A 19409-nucleotide genomic window follows, 5' to 3' on the forward strand; every position below is an offset into this window, starting at 1 on the left:
CCGTCCACCCGCCGGTCGCCGGGGCGGTGCGGCGCGGACCTGACCTGGTCGGCGGCGAGGGCGGTGGCGTCCCCCGGGTACTCGTGCTGCGGGCCCTGGGGCTCGGGGACCTGCTGGCCGGGGTGCCCGCCCTGCGGGCGCTGCGGCGGGCGTACCCCGGGCACGAGCTGGTGCTGGCCACCCCCGCCGAACTGACCCCCGTGGCCGCCGCCACCGGTGCCGTGGACCGGGTGCTGCCCGCCGCCGAACCCGGCCGTGCCGTCCCGCGCAGCCTCGACTGGACCGGCCCGCCCCCGGACGTCGCCGTCGACCTGCACGGCAACGGGCCGCCCAGTCACCGCCTGCTGAGCCGGCTCGGCCCGCGGCGGCTGCTGGCGTTCGCGCACCCCGAGACCCCCGAGGTGGACGGCCCGCCCTGGTACGCCGAGGAGCACGAGCGCGAGCGGTGGTGCCGGCTGCTGCGTGCGTACGGCATCGAAGCCGATCCGACCGACCTGCGGCTGCCGCGTCCGCCGGGGCCGTCCCCCGCCCCCGGCGCCGTCGTGCTGCACCCCGGCGCCGGTGCGCCCTCCCGCTGCTGGCCCGTGGAACGGTACGCGGTCGTCGCCGAGGCGCTGCGCCCACGCGGACGCCGGGTCGTCGTCACCGGGGGAGCGCACGAGGCGGACCTGGTGGCCCGGCTGGCCAAGCTCGCCGACCTGCCGGACACGGACGTCTTCGGCGGTGGCCTGCCCTACGACCGCCTCTCCGCCCTCGTCGCGGGCGCCCGCGCCGTCGTCAGCGGCGACACCGGCATCGCCCACCTCGCCGTCGCCCACGCCACGCCCTCCGTGACCCTCTTCGGCCCGGTCCCGCCCAGCCGTTGGGGGCCGCCGCCCCACCCCCGCCACCGGGCCCTGTGGCATCCGGGCCCGGACGGCGACCCGCACGGCCACCGCACCGACCCCGCGCTGCTGCGGATCACCCCCGACGCCGTACTCGAAGCGCTCGATGCGCTGGATGGGCTCGACACACCGGACACCCAGGACACCCAGGAAGCCCCGGAAGAGGGACCATGAGCCACCCCGCGCACCACGGCCCGACGGCCACCCGCGAACGGGCCCGCACCGAACCCGCGAAACCCGGCCCCGTCGGCATCGTCATCGCCACCCGGAACCGCCGCGCGAGCCTCGCCGTCACAGTGCGGAACCTGCTCGCCCTGCCCGAGCGGCCCGAGGTCCTCGTCGTCGACAACGCCTCCACCGACGACACCCGCGCCATGCTGGCCCGCGACTTCCCCCAGGTCCGCACCCTCGCCCTGCCGGTCAACCACGGTGCCCTCGCCCGTACCCACGGGGTGCGCGCCCTGGAGACGCCGTACGTCGCGTTCAGCGACGACGACTCCTGGTGGGCACCCGGCTCCCTGCGCGCCGCCGCCCGGCACTTCGACGAGCACCCCCGGCTCGGCCTGCTCTCCGCCCGCACCCTCGTCGGCCCCGCCGACATCGCGGACCCCCTCAACGACCTGCTCGCCCGCTCCCCGCTCGGCACGGCCACCGACCTGCCCGGCACCCAGGTGCTCGGCTTCCTCGGCTGTGCCGCCGTCGCCCGCCGCACCGCGTACCTCGACGCGGGCGGCTACCACCCGCTGCTGTTCTTCGGCGCCGAGGAGACCCTCCTCGCATACGACCTCGCGGCCCGCGGCTGGGGCGTCACGCACTGCCCCGACGTGGTCGCCCACCACCACCCGGACCCGCGCCCCCGCACCGGCCGCCCGGCCGTCGTACGCCGCAACGAGCTCCTCACCGCCTGGCTGCGCCGCCCCTTCCCGCACGCCCTGGCCCGCACCCGCCGCCTCGCCGCCGACGCCCGCCGCGACCCGCACGCCCGGCACGCCCTGCGCGAGACACTCACCCGGCTGCCCGCCGCGCTGCGCGCCCGCAGGCCCCTGCCACCGCACGTGGAACGGGCCGCCCGCCTCCTCGACGGAGCCGACGGAGCAGACGGACCCGGCGGAGCGGTCTCATGACGGACGCCCGGACCACCGTCGTCGTCATCACCCACAACCGGCGCCCCGAACTCCTGCGCACCCTGGACCGGCTCGCCGAACTCTCCGAGCAGCCCCCGGTGATCGTCACCGACAACGGCTCCACCGACGGCACGGCCACCGCCGTCGCCCGCCACCACCCCGGCGTACGGCTCCTGCGCCCGGGCCGCAACCTGGGCGCCGTCGGCCGCAACCTGGCGGTCCGCCGGGTGACCACCCCCTACGTCGCCTTCTGCGACGACGACTCCTGGTGGGCGCCCGGCTCCCTGGCCGGTGCCGCCGACCTGCTCGACCGGTACCCGGCGGTCGGCTCGGTCACCGCCCGCATCCTGGTCGAACCGGACGGCACCGAGGACCCCATCGTCGAGGAGCTGCGCGACTCGCCCGTGCCCCGCCCCGACTGGCTCCCGGGCCCGGCGCTGGGCTCCTTCCTGGCCGCCGCGACCGTCCTGCGCACCGACGCCTTCCGGGCCGCGGGTGGCTTCCACCCCCGGCTGTGGCTCGGCGGCGAGGAGGAGCTGCTCGCCGCCGACCTCGCCGCCAACGGCTGGTGGCTGACGTACGCCGACCACCTGACGATCCATCACCAGCCGTCCGGGGTACGGGACTCGACCGTGCGCAGGGCGCAGGGCATCCGCAACACCCTGTGGTTCACCTGGCTGCGCCGCCCGGTCGGCCCCGCCCTGCGCCGCACCCTCCACCTGGCCCGCACCGTCCCCCGCGACACCGCGTCCCTGCGCGCCTTCGCCCAGGCGACGGCCGCCCTGCCGTGGGTGCTGCGCGAACGCCGGGTGCTGCCGCCGGAGATCGAGGCGCGACTGCGCTCACTGGAACCCGCCCAACGCGACTCCACGGCCCGCAGCTACACCGGCTGACCCGGCCCGCAGCTGCAAGGCGGAGGAGGGCGGCAACGCGGAGCGTTGACAACCGACGACAACGCCGCAGATGGGCGTGCCAGACCCCGCGTCTGCGGCATGATCCGCCGGACAGGCCCTAGCCCTCCGTCCACCGGCACAGCAGCCGGAACACCGCGAACAGGGCCACCGGCCACACTCCGGCGAACGTCCAGATCACGCCGGGCGCGGAGGTGACGATGCCGACGACCATCAGTGTCACCGACACGGCGAGCAGCAGGAGCACGGTCACGGTGCGTGGCCGGTACGCCGCCAGCCGGGTGGGATCGGGGCGGCGGCGGAGCCGCAGTGTGCGCAGGCGGCGGTCGAGGCGGCGGTCGCGTCTGAGCGCCCGTTCGACCTCGTCGAGTATGCGTTGCTCGTGATCGGGGAGCCGGCCGATGGACACGTTGGTCTCCTCCCGGGGGCGGACCGGTGCCCGCCGAGTGCCCGTGCCGCGCCGCGGCTAACCGCGCGGCGGCACCGGCACCGCCCCGTCGCCGCCGTCCGACGCGGCCCGCAACGCGGCCACCAGGCCGTCCGCCGGGTCCGGGACCGGGTCGGCCGCCCGGAACCCCGCACCGATCCGCGCCGCCCGCGCCCGTCCGTCGGTCAGGCACCAGTGCCACCAGTGCTGCAGCACCCCCTCCGCGGACTCCCCGGCGAGCTGTTCGGCGGCCACCAGCGCCGGCCAGCCGCAGGCGCGGGCCTGCGCCGTCACCTTCGCGCCGCCCTCGACCGGATCCACCGCCAGTACGGGGACACCGGCCCGCAGCGCGAGCACCAGCCCGTGCAGCCGGTCGGTGACGACCAGGTCGAGGCGGGCCAGTACGGCCTCCAGCTGGGCCGGTGTGCCGCACAGCCGCCAGTCGTGCGCGTCGAGCCGGGTCTCCAGCTCCAGCCGGGCACAGTCCCGGCCCGCCAGCCAGCGGGTCAGCCCGGCGGCGACCTCCTCGTGCCGTCGCAGGCCCCCGTACTCGTGCTGGCCGTGAGTGAGCACCACCCCGACGACGGGCACCGCGGGGAGCGCCGGAGCGCGGGCCGCGAGGTCCACGCCCGGTCCGGTCCCGGCGGCGTCCCGGGCCAGCACCCGGTGGAAGCCGGTGACGGCCGGTGAGTCCGGATCGACCACGGAGACCCCCACCGCGATCCGCACGCAGTGCGCGAACCGCCGGTGCACCTCCTCCACCTGCGGCCCGTGCACCGGCCCGCACACGAACACCAGCCGGGAGTACGCCGCCGGGTCCACGTCGTCGAAGTGCGTGCCGTCGGCGCGGAACCCGGGGCTCCACACGACGTCGTACGCCAGCCCCGCCTCCCGCAGCACCTGCTCCACCCGCGCCAGCGCCAGCACGTCCCCGGCCGTCGCCTCCCCGTGCAGGAAGCTGAACCAGCCGGTCACCAGGATCGCGTCCCGTCCGTGCACAGTGCCCCCGGGTGCCCCGCCGGCGGCCCGGCAACCCCCGTGACGGCGAGCGCGACACGCCGGTCAGCGCCCGACCACCGGCCCGAAGGCGTCGCGCACGTCCCCGTTCGAGGGCGTGACGGCCATCCGTGACGGCAGCGCGTCGAAGTACCGGAGGATGCCGGGGCAGCTCTCGCCGCCCAGCTGCACCGTGCGGTCGACGACGAGCTTCCCGGTCCGCAGCGCGTAGCCCTTCACCCGGACCGCCAGCTTGTTGAACCTGACACTGCCGATGTTGCCGTTGTGGTCCTCGTACTGGCACGTCTCGACCACGTCCCCGGCCTTCGCCTCGCCGGTGCACACCACCAGGGAGGCGTGGGCCGTGTCGGTCCTCCACTCCTCGGGCAGCTTGTCCGTGTACTCGGTGTCGCCGACGAACACGGCGCTGGTCCGGCCCTTGCGGTAGGCGGGGGCCTGGGAGTACTTCGCCGGCTTTTGGCAGTAGCCCGATCCCATCGAGTCCGCCGCCGCGACCAGCTCGGTGATCCGGTCCAGCTCGATCGCCAGCCCCGCCTTCCCGACCCCCTTGCGGGCGGCGTCCGTGCGGACGTCGTCCGGGTACTCGTCGAGCAGCCGCTGGTAGCGCTCGCGCGCGCCCGGCCAGTCCTCCGTGGACATGAAGTCGTCGGCGCAGTCCATCAGCGCCTGCGGCGCCATCCGGGCCGCGGTGGCGGCGGCGGGTCCGGTCAGGTCCCGGGGCCCGGGCGCGCGCTCGCGCAGCCAGTCCGCGACGGTCACGGTCAGACACCCGTCGTCGGTGGGCAGCCGGCCGAGGAAGCGGTCCAGCGTTGCCCGGACGGTCCGCTCGTTGCCGGACTCGCCGAGCACCGCGCCGAGCCGCCGAAAGCCGGTCTCCAGCGAGTCCAGGTCACCGGTCAGCCCGCCGACGAGGTAGCTCCCGGCGGTGTCCAGCCGCTCGCACGCCTCGACCACCGCGTCACCCCGGGCCGCCAGCGGCGCGGCGACCAGCCGGTGCCGGAACGCCACCCCGTCCTGAGCGGCCACCGCGGCCCCGCAGTCCCCGTCCGCGCGAGCCTCGGCGACGTCGTCCTCGACCCGGTGCGCGTCGAACCGCACCCACCCGGCGGCCGCGAGGACCGGCACCGTGAGGGCGAGCGCGAGGAGTCGCTGCCCGCGCCGCGGCCCCGCCGCCGGGTGCCGTCGGGCCAGCCACCAGCCGTGTCCGACGACCGTGGCCCACCACAGCACCACGAGCAGCTCGCACCACGTCTCGGCGGTCGCGTACGTCAGCCACAGCAGTGACACGGTGACCACCGCGGCGGCCCAGAACAGCCCCCGGCGCCTCAGGATCAGGTAACCCGCCCCGAGCAGCGAGGCGTTGCCGACAGCCACGGCGAGCGGATCGGGTGGACGCGGCTCCCGGGGTGCCACCCGCCCGTAGTCCGGCCCGGGGTCCCAGGGCCCGGCCGGGTCGGTGTCCCAGGGCCGGGCCGGGTCGGGCTCCGGGGGGAGAAGAGGCTGCCGGTCGGGTTCCCCGTGCGGCGGCGGCCCGGTCATCCCGCGAACTCCTCGCCGCTGTCCCCGCTGCGGGCCCGCACGTACGCCTCCGCGGCCGGCAGGTACAGCAGGACCACGCCCGCGACGGCGAGCAGCGCGCCCAGCAGCAGCGTGGTGCCGCCGTACAGCGGATCGTCCAGGGCGAACGGCGCGGCGACGACGAGGATCGCCGCGGTCAGACCGGTCACCGCGGTCCGGGCGCCCCGCCGGCCGCGGCCCGCCCGGACCGCGAACCAGAAGCAGACCGCCACCAGCAGGAGCACCAGGGTCGCCGCGCCCTGCGGGCCGGCCGCCGTCGTCGCCGCGACCAGCGTCCCCAGCATCACCAGCACCACCGCCAGCGTCACGGTCCACGGCCGACGGGTCGCCGTCTCGGCGGTCATCGGATCACTTCCTTCATGTGCCTCGTTCGGGCCCGCGGGTGCCTTCCACGGAGGGGGGAACGGGTGCGGGGTGGCGCGCCCGTGACGGACCCGGCACCGTGACGGACCCGGCGGCCGTGCCGCCCCGCACTCCCCCGAGCACCGATTCCACCGCGGAACACCGTTGTTCAGCAGCCCGCACGCGCCCCTGAACAATGCGGCGGGCCCCGCGCGGCGGGCCGGACCCGTGCGGACCTCGCGTGAAGACACGGTGAACTCCCCGTGCGCCACCCCCCGATGAGCTGCCCGGCGCTTGCCGCCCGCTCCCGCGCCTCCCTACCGTGGGCGCCCGGACGGGGACCGAGAGCGACGACGGCGGGGCGGGGCACACGTGGGCGGAAACGGAGTGGGACGCCGGGAGCGACGGCTGGACCCCGCGGCCGGACCGGTGGAGCGGTTCGCCGCCGAACTGCGCGCCCTGCGCGACTCGGTGGGCCGGCCGACCTACCGGACGATGGCCGACAAGGTCCCGTTCTCGGTGACCGCCCTGTCGCAGGCGGCCGCCGGACGTCAACTGCCCACCCTCGCGGTGACCCTCGCCTACGTCGACGTCTGCGGCGGCGAGGCGGCGGAGTGGGAGCGGCGCTGGCGGGCGGCGAGCGCGGAGGCCGCCGCACTCGCCGGCGCCGACGAGGAGGCCCGCCCGCCCTACCGGGGCCTGACCCGCTACGAACCGGGCGACGCCGCCCTGTTCTTCGGCCGCGACCGACTGGTGGACCGGCTGGACGGACTGACCCGCGAGCACCGCTTCACCGCCGTCTTCGGACCCTCGGGCAGCGGCAAGTCCTCCCTGCTGCGGGCCGGCCTGATCCCCCGCCTCCGCACGCCCCGAACGGGCGCCGACGCGCCGGCCGCTCCCGCGGCCGTACGCATCCTCACCCCCGGCGCGGCGCCGGTGACCACCCACGCGGACCGGCTCGACCCGGTACCGGACACGGACGCCGACACCTGGCTGATCGTCGACCAGTTCGAGGAGCTGTACACCCTCTGCGCCGACCCGGCCGAGCGGAACGCCTTCGTCGACCGGCTCCTGACCGCCACCGACCCCGGCAGCCGACTGCGGGTGGTGGTCGCCGTGCGCGCCGACTTCCTCGGCCGCTGCGCCGAACACCCCGGCCTCACCGCCGCGTTGCAGGACGCGACCCTGCTGGCCGGACCGATGAGCCGGGAGGAGCTGCGGGAGGCCGTCGTCCGGCCGGCCGCCGCGTCCTCCCTGGTCGTCGAACGCGCGCTGACCACCCGGCTGCTCGACGAGGTCGAGGACGCGCCGGGCGGACTGCCGCTGATGTCGCACGCGCTGCTGGAGACCTGGCGGCACCGCACCGGCCGCACCCTGACCGTGACCGGGTACGAGGCGGCCGGAGGACTGCGCGGCGCCGTCGTCCGCACCGCCGAGGAGGTGTACGGCGAACTCACCGCGCCCCATGCCGACCTCGCGCGCCGCATCCTGCTGCGGCTCGTCGCCCCGGGCGACGGCACCCCCGACACCCGGCGCCCCGCCGAGCACGCGGAACTCGACCTGGGCGACCCCGACGGCACCCGCGCCGTGCTGGACCGGCTGGTCGCGGCCCGGCTGCTCACCTTCGACGACGGCACCGTGGAACTCGCCCACGAGGCCCTCATCACCGCGTGGCCGCGGCTGCGCGGCTGGATCGACGCCGAACGCGACCGGCTCCGCGTGCACCGCGCCCTCTCCGAGGCCGCCCGCACCTGGCTCACCCTCGGCCGGGAGAACGCGGCGCTGTACGCGGGATCACGGCTGGCCGCCGCCCGCGAGGCATTCGCCCGGGACCACCGGGACGGGGAACCGGCGCCGGGTGAACTGACGCCGGTGGAGCGCGAGTTCCTGACCGCCTCGCTCCACCGGCGGCGGCGCGCGGTCTGGCTCAGACGGGGCCTGTCGGCCGTCCTCGCCCTGCTGGTGCTGGTCGCCTCGGGCACCGCCGTCGTCGCGCTCAGGGCACGCGCCACCGCCCAGGCCGAGCGGGACGACGCCGTCTTCGGCCGGATCACCGCCGAGGCCGACCGGCTGCGCGAGACCAACGCCGCCCTCTCCGCCCGGCTGGACGTCGCCGCGCTCGGCATGCGCACCACCCCCGAACTGCGCACCGCGCTCACCACGGATGCGGGCCGGGTGCTGTCCGCCCGGCTGCCCGGACACGACGACATCGGCAGCGCCGTGGCCTTCGCCCCGGACGGCCGCACCCTCGCCAGCGGCGGCCACGACGGCGCCGTACGGCTGTGGGACACGGCCGGGTCCGGCGGACAGCTCGGGGAGCCGCTGCGGATCGTCGGCGAGCCGGTGGGCGCGGTGGCGTACGCCCCGGACGGCGCCGTGCTGGTCGCGGCCGGGCACGGCGGCGGCATCCGGTTCTGGGACACCCGGGACCGCGCCCGGCCCCGGCCCCTGGGCCGGCCCCTGGTCAGCCACGCGGGCAAGTCCGTCACCTCCGTCGCCTTCGCCCCCGACGGCCGCGGCCTCGCCACCGTCGGCGACGACGGCACCCTGCGCCTGTGGGACCTGAGCGACCCGGCCCGGCCCACACCGATCGGCGCACCGGCCCACGCCGACGCGCGCAGCGTCCGGGACGTCGCCTTCGCACCGGACGGCCGCACCCTGGCCACCGCCGGTCACACCGGGACCGTACGGCTGTGGCGCGCGGACGGCGCCGACGGACCGGCCCCGCTCGGCGAGCCCACGCACGCGCACGACGCGGCGGTCTGGTCGGTGGCGTTCTCCCCGGACGGCGACACCCTCGCCACCGCCGGTTACGACGACACGGTGCGCCTGTGGGAGGTGCCGGACACCGACGGCACCGGTACCGACGGCACCGGCTCGGAAGGCACCGGCTCGGGCGGGTCCGCCGCGGGCGGCGTCCTGCGCCCGCTGGGCGAACCGCTCACCGCGCACACCGCCGCCGTGTGGTCGGTGGAGTTCAGCCCGGACGGACACACCCTGGCCAGTGCCGCGCAGGACGACACCGTCATCCTGTGGAACGTGGCCAACCCCGCCTACCCGCACCGGATCGGCGAGCCGCTGACCGGGCACACCGAAGGTCTGTGGGACCTGGCCTACGGCCCGGACGGCCGCACCCTCGCCACCACCGGCGCCGACCACAGCGTCCGCGTGTGGCACCTGCCGGACAGCGTCCTGACCGACTTCACCAACCCACTCACCGCCGTGGCCTACGACCCCACGGGCACGCTGTTCGCCGCCGCCAGCACCGACGACGCGCTGGTCCGGCTCTGGGACGTCGGCCGACAGGGGCCCCCGCGCCCGCTGCCGCGCCCCCTCGCCGGCCACGAGGCCCCCGTGCTGACCGCGGCCTTCGCGCCGGACGGCCGCACCGTCGCGTCCGGCGCCGAGGACGGCACCCTGAGGCTGTGGGACGTCTCCGACCCGGCCAGGCCCCGCTCCGCCGCCACCGTCCCGGACGCCCACGCCGGCGGCGTCCTCACCGTGGCCTTCGCGCCCGACGGCCGCACCCTCGCCACCGGCGGCGTCGACGAACGGGTCCGCCTGTGGGACGTGCGCGACCCCGACGACGTACGCCCCGTGGGCACGCCCCTGACCGGCCACACCGACTGGGTCGGCTCCGTGGCGTTCGCCCCGGACGGGCACACCCTCGCCACCGGCAGCCAGGACAAGACGGCCCGGCTGTGGGACGTGCGCGACCGCGACCGGCCCCGGCCCGTCGGCGAACCCCTGACCGCCCACGGCGACTGGGTCAACGCGGTCGCCTTCGCCCCGAAGGGGCACGTCCTCGCCACCGGCGGCCGGGACCGCACGGTACGGCTCTGGGACGTCACCGACCCCGGCCGGGCCCGCCCCCTGGGCGCCGAGCTGACCGGTCACCGCGGCGGCGTCACCTCGGTCTCCTTCGCCCCGGACGGCCGCACCCTCGCCAGCGGCGGCGAGGACCACGCGGTCCGCCTGTGGGACGTGTCCGACCCCGCCCACGCCGATGCCTTCGGCGACCCGCTCACCGGCCACCTGGACACCGTCACGTCGGTCGCCTTCGCACCCGGCGGCGACACCCTGGCCTCGGCGGGCAACGACCTGACGGCCAGGATCTGGACACTGGACACGGACCGGGCACTGAGCCGGGTCTGCGACCGCACCGGCGGCGACCTCACCCCCACCAGCTGGACGGAACTCCTGCCCGGCCTGCCCTACCGCCCCACCTGCTGACCGGGCGAGGCCGTCACCGCCACCGGTCGGCCCGACACCGGCACCGGGGCCCGGTGTGCGCCGCCGACGTCCCCGCACACGCCCGCGGGTCGATCCCGGCACCGGCACCCGGGCGCGGGGTGCCGTCGGCGGCGACGGCACGGCGGTTACCGTGCCGCCCGCCGGGCGGACGGCGGCCCGGCAGGCCCCGGGCACGCGGTGCCCGGACCGAGCCGGGCCTCCGGGCGTGTGACCGGCGCGCGGTGCGGACCGGGCCGGCCTCACACCGCGTTGGTCACGGTCACCGTCACCTGGGCGCCGGGCGCCGCCCCGGACAGCGCGGCGGTCACCGCGTCGCGCACCGCGCGGGCGACGGACAGGGCCCGTTGGTCGCGGCGGACGACGATCTGGACGTCCACCTCCCACGGCACCGCCCCCGAGGCCCGGCTCACCCGCACGCCCGCGGGCGCGCGCCCGGCGTCCCGCGGCGGTCCGGTCCGGGCGGCGGGGCGGAACAGGTCCACTAGGCCCGGCCGCAGGAAGGCGACGCCGGGCACGTCGGCGGCGACCCGCGCGACGGTGCCGGCGAGTGCGTCCCGCTCGGTGGCGGCAGCGGTCACGGCTGGTTCCCTTCGTCCGCACCGACCGTGCCCGGGTCCGTCCCCGCCGGATCCGTCCACGCCGGGTCCGCCCCGGCCGGTTCCGCCACGTCGGTGATGTGCACGTCCACATGGTCCACCGGCAGCCCCAGGGCGTCGTCCGCCGCCCCGCGCACCCGCCGCCGTACCTCCTCCGCGAGGTCGCGCAGCCCCGGCGTGAGGGGGACGACGACCTCCAGCCGCACCCGGACGGGCCCCCGCGAGGGCGAGCCGCCCGACTCGGCGGGCCGGATCCGGCACGAGCCGGCCCGCACCCCGGGCACGGTCTCGGCGGCGGCCCGCAACGCCTTGGCGGCCATCGCCTCCCGCACCCACAGATCCTCCTCCCGCTCCCCGAGCGGCAGCGGCCGGCCGGGCCGCAGCTCCAGCCGTACGACGTCCATGACCCGTTCGGTCAGCGCCCCCGCGTCCAACTGCGGCTCCCGGCCGCCGCCGTCGGCCGCCCCGCGCACCGCCGCGCCGAGCAGGTCCAGCTGCCGCACGGCCGCCGAGCAGTGCGGGCAGGCCCGCAGATGCGGATCGTCCGCGCCGCCCTCCCCGGCCTCCCACACCTCGGACAGCAGCCGCCCGCAGGCCAGCCGTTCGTCCTCGGCGTGCTCGTCCGCGCCGCCGGATCCGGGCCCGGTACCGGCCCCGGGCAGCTCCGCGCCGCTGTTCATCGCCATGCGGTCATCGCCTCCGTCAGGCAGCGTCGTGCGCGGAACACCCGGCCGCGGGCAGCCTCGGGGCTGATCCCGACCGTCTCCGCGATCGTCTCGTACGACTGGCCCTCCAGCTCTCTGAGCACCCAGCAGACCCGCTGCTCCGGGGAGAGCTCGGACAGCGACCGGCCCAGCGCCACCGCGGCGGCGTGCGACTCGGCGGCCCGGGCGGGGGAGACGGCGTGGTCCGGCGCCGCCGGTTCGGGCACGCTGTCGAGATCGGCCACCGGGCGCCGGGAACGCAGCATGTTCAGGCACCGGTTGACGACGATGCGGTGCATCCAGGTGGCGAAGGCCGACTGCCCCCGGAACTCGGGGAGCCTGCGCCACGCGCTGACGAACGCGTCCTGCACCGCGTCCTCCGCCTCCCCGGGGCTGCCCAGCATGCTCGCCGCGAGCCGCAGCAGCCCGGGCGCGTGCCGCCGCACGAGCGCCTCGAAGGCGTCCTCGTCGCCCTCGGCGGCCCGCACCGCGAGCAGTCCGTCGTCCCCCGGCACACGCGCTCCTTCCCACTCCACCGTTCCCGTCCTTGGACACACCGACTGCCCCCGGCGTTACGCGGGAACACCGAAAAAGAAATTCCCGACAACCGCGTAACGCCGGACGGCCGCCCGTGTCCAACGCCCAGAAGCACCGAACGACCACGGTTGACGGAGGACACCATGACGACGGCAGCACAGACGGGTACGACCGAGAGCAAGTCCGAGAAGAACGGGCGGACCGCGCAGGGCGGTGCGACGACCGTGAGCGGCGGCTCCACCGGTCCCGCCGAACCGGCCGCGACCCGGGGCCGCACCTCCATCGCCGACGTCGTGGTCGTCAAGATCGCGGGCATGGCGGCGCGCGAGATCCCCGGCGTGTACGACATGGGCGGCGGCCTGTCCCGCACCATCGGCGCGGTCCGCGACCGGGTGCCCGGCGGCCGGCCGAACGTCGGCCGCGGGGTCAAGGTCGAGGTCGGCGAGCGGCAGACCGCGATCGATTTGGACCTCGTCGTCGAGTACGGCGTGCCCATCGCCGACCTCGCCAGGGACGTACGGGAGAACGTCGTCGACGCGGTCGAGCGGATCTCCGGCCTGGAGGTCGTCGAGGTCAACATCACGGTCAACGACGTGCACCTGCCGGACGACGAGGACCCGGAGCGCCCGGCGGAGGCGCGCGTCGAATGACGGCGCGTCGAATGACGGGGCGTGGCGAGACGGCGCGTGGCGAGACGGCGCGTGGGGAGTGACGGACGGGTCCCGGAGCAGGTTCCGAGGCGGAGGTGAATGATGAGCAGAGCGGTGATCGGCATGCTGGTGGGCATGGCGCTGGCCTTCGCCGGGTGGTTCGGCGGCTTCGGCGCGTTCCTGCTGGTGGCCGCGCTGGGCGCGGTCGGCGCGGTGCTGGGGCGCCTGGTGGACAACGGCACCGACTGGCGTGAGTTCCTGGCCCCCGGCGACCGGAGGAACCGATGACGGGCACGCCGGCCGTCGGGGGGCCCGCCCGTACGGCACCGGCCGAGCGGGGCCGGACCGTCGTCGCCGAACGTGCCGTGCGCCGGATCGCGGAACGGGCCGCCGCCGAGACCGACCTCGCCGGGCGGCGCGCCCGGGTGACCCACGGCACGGCCACGGTGCACGGGCGCCGCACCGACGTCTCGGTCGACGTCCGGCTGCCGTACCCGGCGGTGCTCACAGAGGCCGGGCAGCGGGTCCGGAGCCGGTTGTCGGACCGGGTGGCCGAGCTGAGCGGTCTCACGGTGCGGGCGGCGACCGTCCGCGTGCAGTCCCTGTCCCCGGACCGGGCGGCGCCGCAGCAGCCCCCGGCCCACGAGGACACCCCGTCCGGCGGCCGGGCGGCCCGGCGCCCCTGGTCGCCACGCCGGATCCCGGCCGCCCTTGTGGCCCTGGTCGCGGTGGCGGCCTGCGCGGCCCTCCTGTACGACGTCCTGTCGGTGCACCTCGCCGACCGGCGTCCGGCGGGCGCGCGCACCGGGGCGGTCGACTGGCTGGCGACGCACGGCCCCGGTGACCCGGCCGTCGTCGCGGGCGGCGCCGTCGCCGCCGCCCTGGGCGCCTGGCTCCTCTGCCTCGCGCTCACCCCGGGCCTGCGCGGCGTGCTCCCCTTGTCACCGGTGCCGGGGCGGCCCGATCAACGGGCCGTACTGGACCGCGCCGCCGCGGCGGAACTGGTGCGGGACGCCGCGTCGGCCGTGCCCGGCGTGACCCACGTCCGGGTGCGCTGCGGCCGGCGCCGGGTACGCCTGCGGGCCCGCCTGTCCTTCGGCGACCGCCCCGCGACCCGGGTCGCGCTGCGCACCACGGCCGGGGCCACCCTCACCACCCTGGGCCTGGCCCGGCACCTCAAGCCACGCGTCACCCTCCGCCCGACCCCGCACTGGCGCCCACCCGGTACCGCGCCCACGACCGGACGACCACCCGTCCCCACGCCTCCGCCGTCCGGGGCGGACGGACAGGACGCCGGTGTCCGCCCCGCCGAGGGGCCCGTGGCAGAGGAGAGCGACTCGTGAACCCGTTGCGCAACGCGGTCAACCGCACTGTGCTCGCGCTGACCGGGGCGGCCCTGCTGGCCGGTGGCGGGTGGCTGGCGCTCACCTCGGACGCGCTCGCCGGGCGACTGCCCGGGTGGTGGCCCGCCCCGGACGCGGGGACGGTGCTGCTGGACCGCGGCAGCCTCGCCGACCTGCGCACGCACGGCTGGTGGACGCCGGTCGTCGTCGCGGGCACGGCCTGCGCTCTGCTGCTGTGCCTCGCCTGGCTGCTCGCCCGGTTCCGCGGCGGCGGACGCCGGCTGCCGCTGGCCGGGCCGTCCCTCACCCTGCGTTCTGGGGCGCTGGCCGACGCCGTCGCCCGGCGCGCGGAGGCGACCGAGGGCGTCGACCGGGCCCAGGTGCACCTGCCCGCCGGGAAGAGGCGCTCCCGGGCCCGGGTACGGGTGCTGCTGGAACCCGGCGCCGCGCCCGGACCGGTCCTGGAAAGGCTCACCCGCGGCCCGCTCGACGAGGCCCGCGCCTCCCTCGCGCCGCACCCGCTGAGCACCCGCGTCCGCATGGGCGTACGGTCCACGCGGGAGCGGCGGGCCCGATGACCGGCGCACCCCGGGGCACGACGGCTCCTACCGCCCGCCGCCCTCCCAGGGGATCGGGGACCCAGGGGCGGGGGGCCGGGGCCGGCGATCGGAGATCGGGAAGGAGGACAGGATCCGTCCTCCTTCCCCGCTAGCGTGCACGGCATGACGACCAAGGCAGGAACGACCGCCCCCGTCCTCGGCATCCGGGCCCTCAACCGCGCCACCCTCGCCCGCCAGTTGCTGCTGCGTCGCGCGGCGATGCCCGCCGAGGCCGCCGTCGCACATCTCGTCGGGCTCCAGGCCCAGAATGTGAAGCCCCCGTACTACGCGCTCGCCGCCCGCCTCGACGGCTTCACGCCCGAGGACCTGTCCGCACCGATGGCCGACCGCCGCGTCGCCCGGCTCGTCACCCTGCGCTCGACCATCCACACCCACACCGCCGACGACTGCCTCACCCTGCGGCCACTGGTCCAGGCCGCCCGGGAACGGGAGTTGAGGACCTTCCGCAAGGGCCTGGTGGGCGTCGACCTGGACCGGCTGACCCGCCTGACCCGGGAACTGGTCGAGGACGAGCCGCGGACCCTGCGGCAGTTGCGCGAGACCCTCGTCGCCGAGTGGCCCGACGCCGACCCGCTGGCCCTGTCCGTCGCCGCCCGCTGCCGGCTGCCGCTCGTCCAGGTGACGCCGCGCGGCCTGTGGGGCCGCAGCGGTCAGGTCACGCTCACCACCGCCGAGCGCTGGCTGGGCCGCCCCGCGCGGCCGGCGCCCGCACCGGACGACACCGTGCTGCGCTACCTGGCCGCGTTCGGGCCCGCGTCGGTGCGGGACATGCAGACCTGGGCCGGCCTGACCCGGCTCCGGGACGCCTTCGAGCGGCTGCGCCCCCGTCTCGTCATCTTCCGGGACCCCGGCGGCACCGAACTCTTCGACCTCCCCGACGCACCGCGCCCCGACCCGGACACCCCGGCCCCGCCGCGTTTCCTGCCCGAGTTCGACAACCTGCTCCTCTCCCACGCCGATCGCACCCGCGTCGTGCCGCCCGAGCACAAGGGCCGCACCTGGAAGAAGAACCAGTCCTACCGCGTTCTGCTCGTCGACGGCTTCGTGGCCGGACTGTGGAAGCTGGAGGACGACGCCCTGGTCGTCGAGGCATTCGACCGCCCCTCGAGGACGCGGCGGGAGGAGATCGTGGCCGAGGGCGAGCGGATGCTCGCGACGCTGCACGCCGGCACCGCGTACGACGTCCGCTTCGGGACCGTACGGGACTGACATGGAGAGGGCCCTGCGGGCCGCTCGGACACATGGAGAGGGGGCGCTGCGGGCCGCTCGTGGAGGCCCGCAACGCCCCCCGGTCTTGAACCTGAGGGATGCTCAGGGTGTCAAACGGTGGCGGTCGGTCTGGAGCGGTTGAGCCCGGACATGAGTCTCCTCAACGGGTAGCCGGTGGGGGGTCGCACGGGCGTGGGGGGTTGGACGGGGGTCTCGGGACAGACCCCCGTTCGCCCGGGCGAGCGGCACGTGCTCACGCTAGAACCGGCGGTCCGGACCGCCCAATGAGGGAACCCCCTAAGGGCGTCGGGCAGGGAAAACCCTCGGTTTACCGCCGGTAAACCGACGGTCGCCAGGAAGGCTCGTCTCAGTCGGGGCGCCGGCCGGCCGCCAGCCGGACGATGTCGACCCGGGAGCGGATCCCCAGTTTGCGGTAGACCCGGGTCAGGGTCGCCTCGACGGTCTTGACGCTGACGAACAGCCGGGCGGCGATCTCCCGGTTGGTCGCGCCCTCCATCACGAGCGCGGCCACCTGACGCTCCATCGCGGCGAGCCCGGCCAGACGGTCCGGCTCGGCGGCCGGCTCCGGCGGCGGTCCGGCCGCCCGCGCCGCGACGGCCGCCTCCACCCGCCGCAGCCAGGGCAGCGCCCGGCACCGCCGGAACAGCCGCGCCGCCTCGTCGTACGACGCCGACTCCGGGGCCCGGCCCGGCCGTTCGGCGTACAGCTCGGCCAGCGCGAAGACCGCCCGGGCCTCCTCCAGGCCGAACCCCAGCCCGGCAAGACGCTCCCGCGCCGACGTCAACCGTGCGACGGCCGTCCGGTGTTCGCCCCGCGCCGCCCGCACCAGGGCCTCGGACCGGTCGAGGACGGCGAGCACGCTCTGGCGCCCGAGCCGCAGCGCGTGTGCCCGGGCGACCTCGATGACGTCCACGGCCTCGGCCGGCTCCCCGGTGCGCACCAGGGCCTCCGCGAGGTCGCCCTGCCACCGGCCGCGCGCCGGGTCGGTGATGCCCGCACCGGCCTCCAGCTCCCGCACCCGGCGCAGCACCCGTACGGCCGCCGCGGCGTCGCCCGCCGCCAGGTGCGCGTGCCCGAGCGCCGCCAGCGCCCGCGACAGGTACACGGCGTCGCCGTCCCCCTCCGCCCGCCGTACCGCCTCCCGCGCCAGCTCCAGGGCCCGGTCGGGCTCGCCGCCCGCGGCCTCGGCGAGCGCGGCCTGCATGGCGCCCGCGCCCTCCCCGATGCCCGCGTCGCGTGCCAGGGTCAGGCTCTCCCGGGAGAGCTCCAGGGCCCGGCCGCAGTGCCCGGAGTGCAGCTCGGTCTCCGCGAGGAAACGCAGGTAGTGAACCTCGCTCTCGGCCATGCCGCGCCGGCGCACCTCGCGCAGCAGCGCGGTGACCGTCGTCCGTGCCTCGGCCAGCCGGTCGCTCATCACCAGCCACCTGAACCGGGACGAGCCCGCCCCGTTGTGGTGGCAGGCCACGCGCGCGTCCTGCGGCTCCTGGAGCGCCCGCTGGATGGTCGCCGGGGCGTCCGGGTGGCCCATCAGCGTCTCCGACTGCGCCTGGAAGGCGAGCGCGAGCAACTCGGTGCGCCGGTCCCCGGCGCGCGCCGCCAGCCGGGCCGCGTGCGCGGCCTCCTCGCGGCCCTGGGCGAAGTCGCCCTGCACCACCAGGGACCGCCAGGCCAGCTGGTAGTGGACCAGGGCGAGCAGCCGCGGGTCGTCGCCCGCGTCGGCCAGCGCCTGCGGGAAGACGGCGTCGACCTCGCCGATGGCCTGCCCGGCCGCCTCGATCACCGCCATCCAGGCCCGTACCCGCTCGCCGGGCGCGGTGGCCCGGGTCAGCACCTCGCGGGCCACGTCCCGGGCGAGGTCCTGCTCGCCCGCGGTGATCGCGTCCTCGGCGGCCGCGAGCCGGCGCTCGTCCGGGCCAGGGGTGCTGTCCGCCGGGGTGTGCCGGGCGGCGAGCAGCCCCAGCGAGGCGGCCACCGACGGCGCGCCGCGGTCCCGGGCCAGCGCCGCCGCCTCCGCCAGCCGGGCCGCCACCCGCGGGTCGGTGCCGGTGGTGGCCAGCGCCAGGTGCCGGGCGCGCTCGATGGGGTCGGAGGCGGCCGTGGACAGCGCCGCGTGCGCGGCCCGCCGCTCCGGCGCGGGTGCCTCGGCGTACAGCGCGGCCGAGATCAGCGGGTGCGCGAACCGTACGGTCGGGCCCTCCGGGTCGGGCGCCAGCAGCCCGAGCGCCGCCGCCTGCGCGGTCTCCGCCTCGGCGTTGCCCCGGCCGGCCGCGTGCAGCAGCGCCGGGGTGGGGCGGGCACCGGCGCTGGCCACCAGGAGCGTGCGGCGTGCCTCGTCCGACAGCATCTCCAGGCGGGACAGGACCAGGGCGCGCAGCGAGGTCGGCACCGGCAGCGGCTCGCCCGGGCGCGGTGCCGCGGGGCTCTCGGCCAGCGCCCGGCCCAGCTCCAGGGCGAACAGCGGATTGCCGCCGCTGGTGCGGTGGATGTCCCGGACGGTGGAACGGTGCAGGCCCGAGTAGCCGCGTTCGTCGAGCAGTGTCGACACCTGGGCGCGGGTCAGCGGCCCCAGCCGCACCGCGCGGGTGTCCGGCGGCGAGGCGCGCAGATGGCGGTCGTACTCCGCGTCCTCGGTCTCGGGCCCCTCGGTGCGCACCGCGCACAGCAGCCGTACCGGGGTGTCGCCCAGGCGGCGGGCGGCGAAGCCGAGGAGTTCCGCGCTGGCCGGATCGAGCCACTGGAGGTCGTCGGCGACGACGAGGACGGGCCCCGCGACGGCGAGGGCCCGCAGCGCGGACAGCACGGCCAGGCGCAGCGCGAGGCCGTCGCGCTGGAGGGTGGACTCGCCGCGGCCGGTCAGCGCGGACTCCAGTGCGGTGCGCTGGGCGGCGGGCAGCGTCGGGGAGACCTCGTCGAGGACCTGCCCCAGGAGGTCGGCGAGGGCGAGGAAGGGGAGGTGGGATTCGGACTCGGTGGCCGAGCAGCGCAGCACGGTGTGCGCCGTGGGGGCGCAATCCGCGGCCAGGGTGCGCAGGACCGTCGATTTTCCAATTCCGGCGGGCCCGTGGAGCAACACACTGCCGCCCCGGGTGAGCTGCTCCCGCGCCGCGCCGAACGCCTCCTCCCGCCCGATGACCAGGTCGGAGCGGTGTCCGGCAGCGTCCGCGAAGTCCCGTGGCACGGTGACCGCTCCCC

The 19409-nt window shown here is 77.0% G+C and carries 17 protein-coding genes; 9 read left to right on the top strand and 8 right to left on the bottom strand.

The window, feature by feature from the left end:
- Positions 1–44 precede the first annotated feature (44 nt).
- The 3 genes from IE258_RS26680 to IE258_RS26690 are packed head-to-tail and all read left to right on the top strand — an operon-like array spanning position 45 to position 2901.
- Complete coding sequence (locus IE258_RS26680; protein WP_229892455.1) at positions 45–1058, top strand: glycosyltransferase family 9 protein; 1014 nt, start codon at positions 45–47, stop codon at positions 1056–1058.
- Positions 1055–2008, top strand: coding sequence for a glycosyltransferase family 2 protein (locus IE258_RS26685; protein WP_189747488.1), 954 nt, complete (start codon positions 1055–1057; stop codon positions 2006–2008). The genes IE258_RS26680 and IE258_RS26685 overlap by 4 nt, the downstream gene beginning before the upstream one ends.
- The gene (locus tag IE258_RS26690; protein ID WP_189747490.1) at positions 2005–2901 is read left to right on the top strand and encodes a glycosyltransferase family 2 protein; all 897 of its coding nucleotides are present in this window, start codon (positions 2005–2007) and stop codon (positions 2899–2901) included. The genes IE258_RS26685 and IE258_RS26690 overlap by 4 nt, the downstream gene beginning before the upstream one ends.
- A 118-nt stretch (positions 2902–3019) precedes the next feature.
- Here the strand turns inward: IE258_RS26690 and IE258_RS26695 are convergent, their stop codons facing one another.
- From IE258_RS26695 to IE258_RS26710, 4 genes are all read right to left on the bottom strand, one after another.
- Positions 3020–3328 carry a DUF3040 domain-containing protein gene (locus tag IE258_RS26695; RefSeq protein WP_189747492.1) on the bottom strand — a complete coding sequence of 103 codons (309 nt, stop codon included), beginning with the start codon at positions 3326–3328 and terminating at the stop codon, positions 3020–3022.
- A gap of 57 nt (positions 3329–3385) precedes the next feature.
- Positions 3386–4345, bottom strand: coding sequence for a polysaccharide pyruvyl transferase family protein (locus tag IE258_RS41760; RefSeq protein ID WP_268256343.1), 960 nt, complete (start codon positions 4343–4345; stop codon positions 3386–3388).
- Positions 4346–4408: 63 nt separating this feature from the next.
- Entirely contained in the window at positions 4409–5902 is a 1494-nt protein-coding gene (locus IE258_RS26705; protein WP_189747494.1) for a hypothetical protein, read from the bottom strand.
- Positions 5899–6285 (bottom strand): hypothetical protein, encoded by a 387-nt coding sequence (locus IE258_RS26710; protein ID WP_189747496.1) that lies wholly within the window; start codon positions 6283–6285, stop codon positions 5899–5901. The genes IE258_RS26705 and IE258_RS26710 overlap by 4 nt, the downstream gene beginning before the upstream one ends.
- A gap of 385 nt (positions 6286–6670) precedes the next feature.
- Here IE258_RS26710 and IE258_RS26715 point away from each other — a divergent pair, with 385 nt between their 5' ends.
- Positions 6671–10516, top strand: a complete 3846-nt coding sequence (locus IE258_RS26715) for an nSTAND1 domain-containing NTPase (RefSeq protein ID WP_229892439.1) — start codon at positions 6671–6673, stop codon at positions 10514–10516.
- A gap of 260 nt (positions 10517–10776) precedes the next feature.
- Here IE258_RS26715 and IE258_RS26720 read toward each other — a convergent pair whose 3' ends face one another.
- The 3 genes from IE258_RS26720 to IE258_RS26730 are packed head-to-tail and all read right to left on the bottom strand — an operon-like array spanning position 10777 to position 12352.
- Positions 10777–11115 (bottom strand): Asp23/Gls24 family envelope stress response protein, encoded by a 339-nt coding sequence (locus tag IE258_RS26720; RefSeq protein WP_189747500.1) that lies wholly within the window; start codon positions 11113–11115, stop codon positions 10777–10779.
- Complete coding sequence (locus IE258_RS26725) at positions 11112–11819, bottom strand: Asp23/Gls24 family envelope stress response protein (protein ID WP_189747502.1); 708 nt, start codon at positions 11817–11819, stop codon at positions 11112–11114. The genes IE258_RS26720 and IE258_RS26725 overlap by 4 nt, the downstream gene beginning before the upstream one ends.
- On the bottom strand, positions 11810–12352 hold the full coding sequence (locus tag IE258_RS26730; RefSeq protein ID WP_189747503.1) for an RNA polymerase sigma factor: 543 nt from the start codon (positions 12350–12352) through the stop codon (positions 11810–11812). The genes IE258_RS26725 and IE258_RS26730 overlap by 10 nt, the downstream gene beginning before the upstream one ends.
- A 165-nt stretch (positions 12353–12517) precedes the next feature.
- On the opposite strand from IE258_RS26730, the gene IE258_RS26735 reads away from it, so the two are divergent.
- From IE258_RS26735 to IE258_RS26755, 5 genes are all read left to right on the top strand, one after another.
- A complete protein-coding gene (locus tag IE258_RS26735) occupies positions 12518–13024 on the top strand; it encodes an Asp23/Gls24 family envelope stress response protein (protein WP_127896899.1) in 507 nt (168 codons plus the stop codon).
- Between the two features lie 102 nt (positions 13025–13126).
- Positions 13127–13312 (top strand): hypothetical protein, encoded by a 186-nt coding sequence (locus IE258_RS26740; RefSeq protein ID WP_159329287.1) that lies wholly within the window; start codon positions 13127–13129, stop codon positions 13310–13312.
- The gene (locus IE258_RS26745; protein WP_189747505.1) at positions 13309–14367 is read left to right on the top strand and encodes a DUF6286 domain-containing Asp23/Gls24 family envelope stress response protein; all 1059 of its coding nucleotides are present in this window, start codon (positions 13309–13311) and stop codon (positions 14365–14367) included. The genes IE258_RS26740 and IE258_RS26745 overlap by 4 nt, the downstream gene beginning before the upstream one ends.
- Positions 14364–14945 carry a hypothetical protein gene (locus IE258_RS26750; RefSeq protein WP_189747508.1) on the top strand — a complete coding sequence of 194 codons (582 nt, stop codon included), beginning with the start codon at positions 14364–14366 and terminating at the stop codon, positions 14943–14945. The genes IE258_RS26745 and IE258_RS26750 overlap by 4 nt, the downstream gene beginning before the upstream one ends.
- A gap of 144 nt (positions 14946–15089) precedes the next feature.
- Complete coding sequence (locus tag IE258_RS26755) at positions 15090–16196, top strand: winged helix DNA-binding domain-containing protein (RefSeq protein ID WP_189747510.1); 1107 nt, start codon at positions 15090–15092, stop codon at positions 16194–16196.
- Between the two features lie 367 nt (positions 16197–16563).
- Here the strand turns inward: IE258_RS26755 and IE258_RS26760 are convergent, their stop codons facing one another.
- Positions 16564–19395, bottom strand: a complete 2832-nt coding sequence (locus IE258_RS26760) for an ATP-binding protein (protein WP_189747511.1) — start codon at positions 19393–19395, stop codon at positions 16564–16566.
- Positions 19396–19409: the final 14 nt, after the last annotated feature.

This window comes from Streptomyces tendae (genome assembly GCF_014650435.1).
Classification (GTDB): Bacteria; Actinomycetota; Actinomycetes; order Streptomycetales; family Streptomycetaceae; genus Streptomyces; species Streptomyces tendae.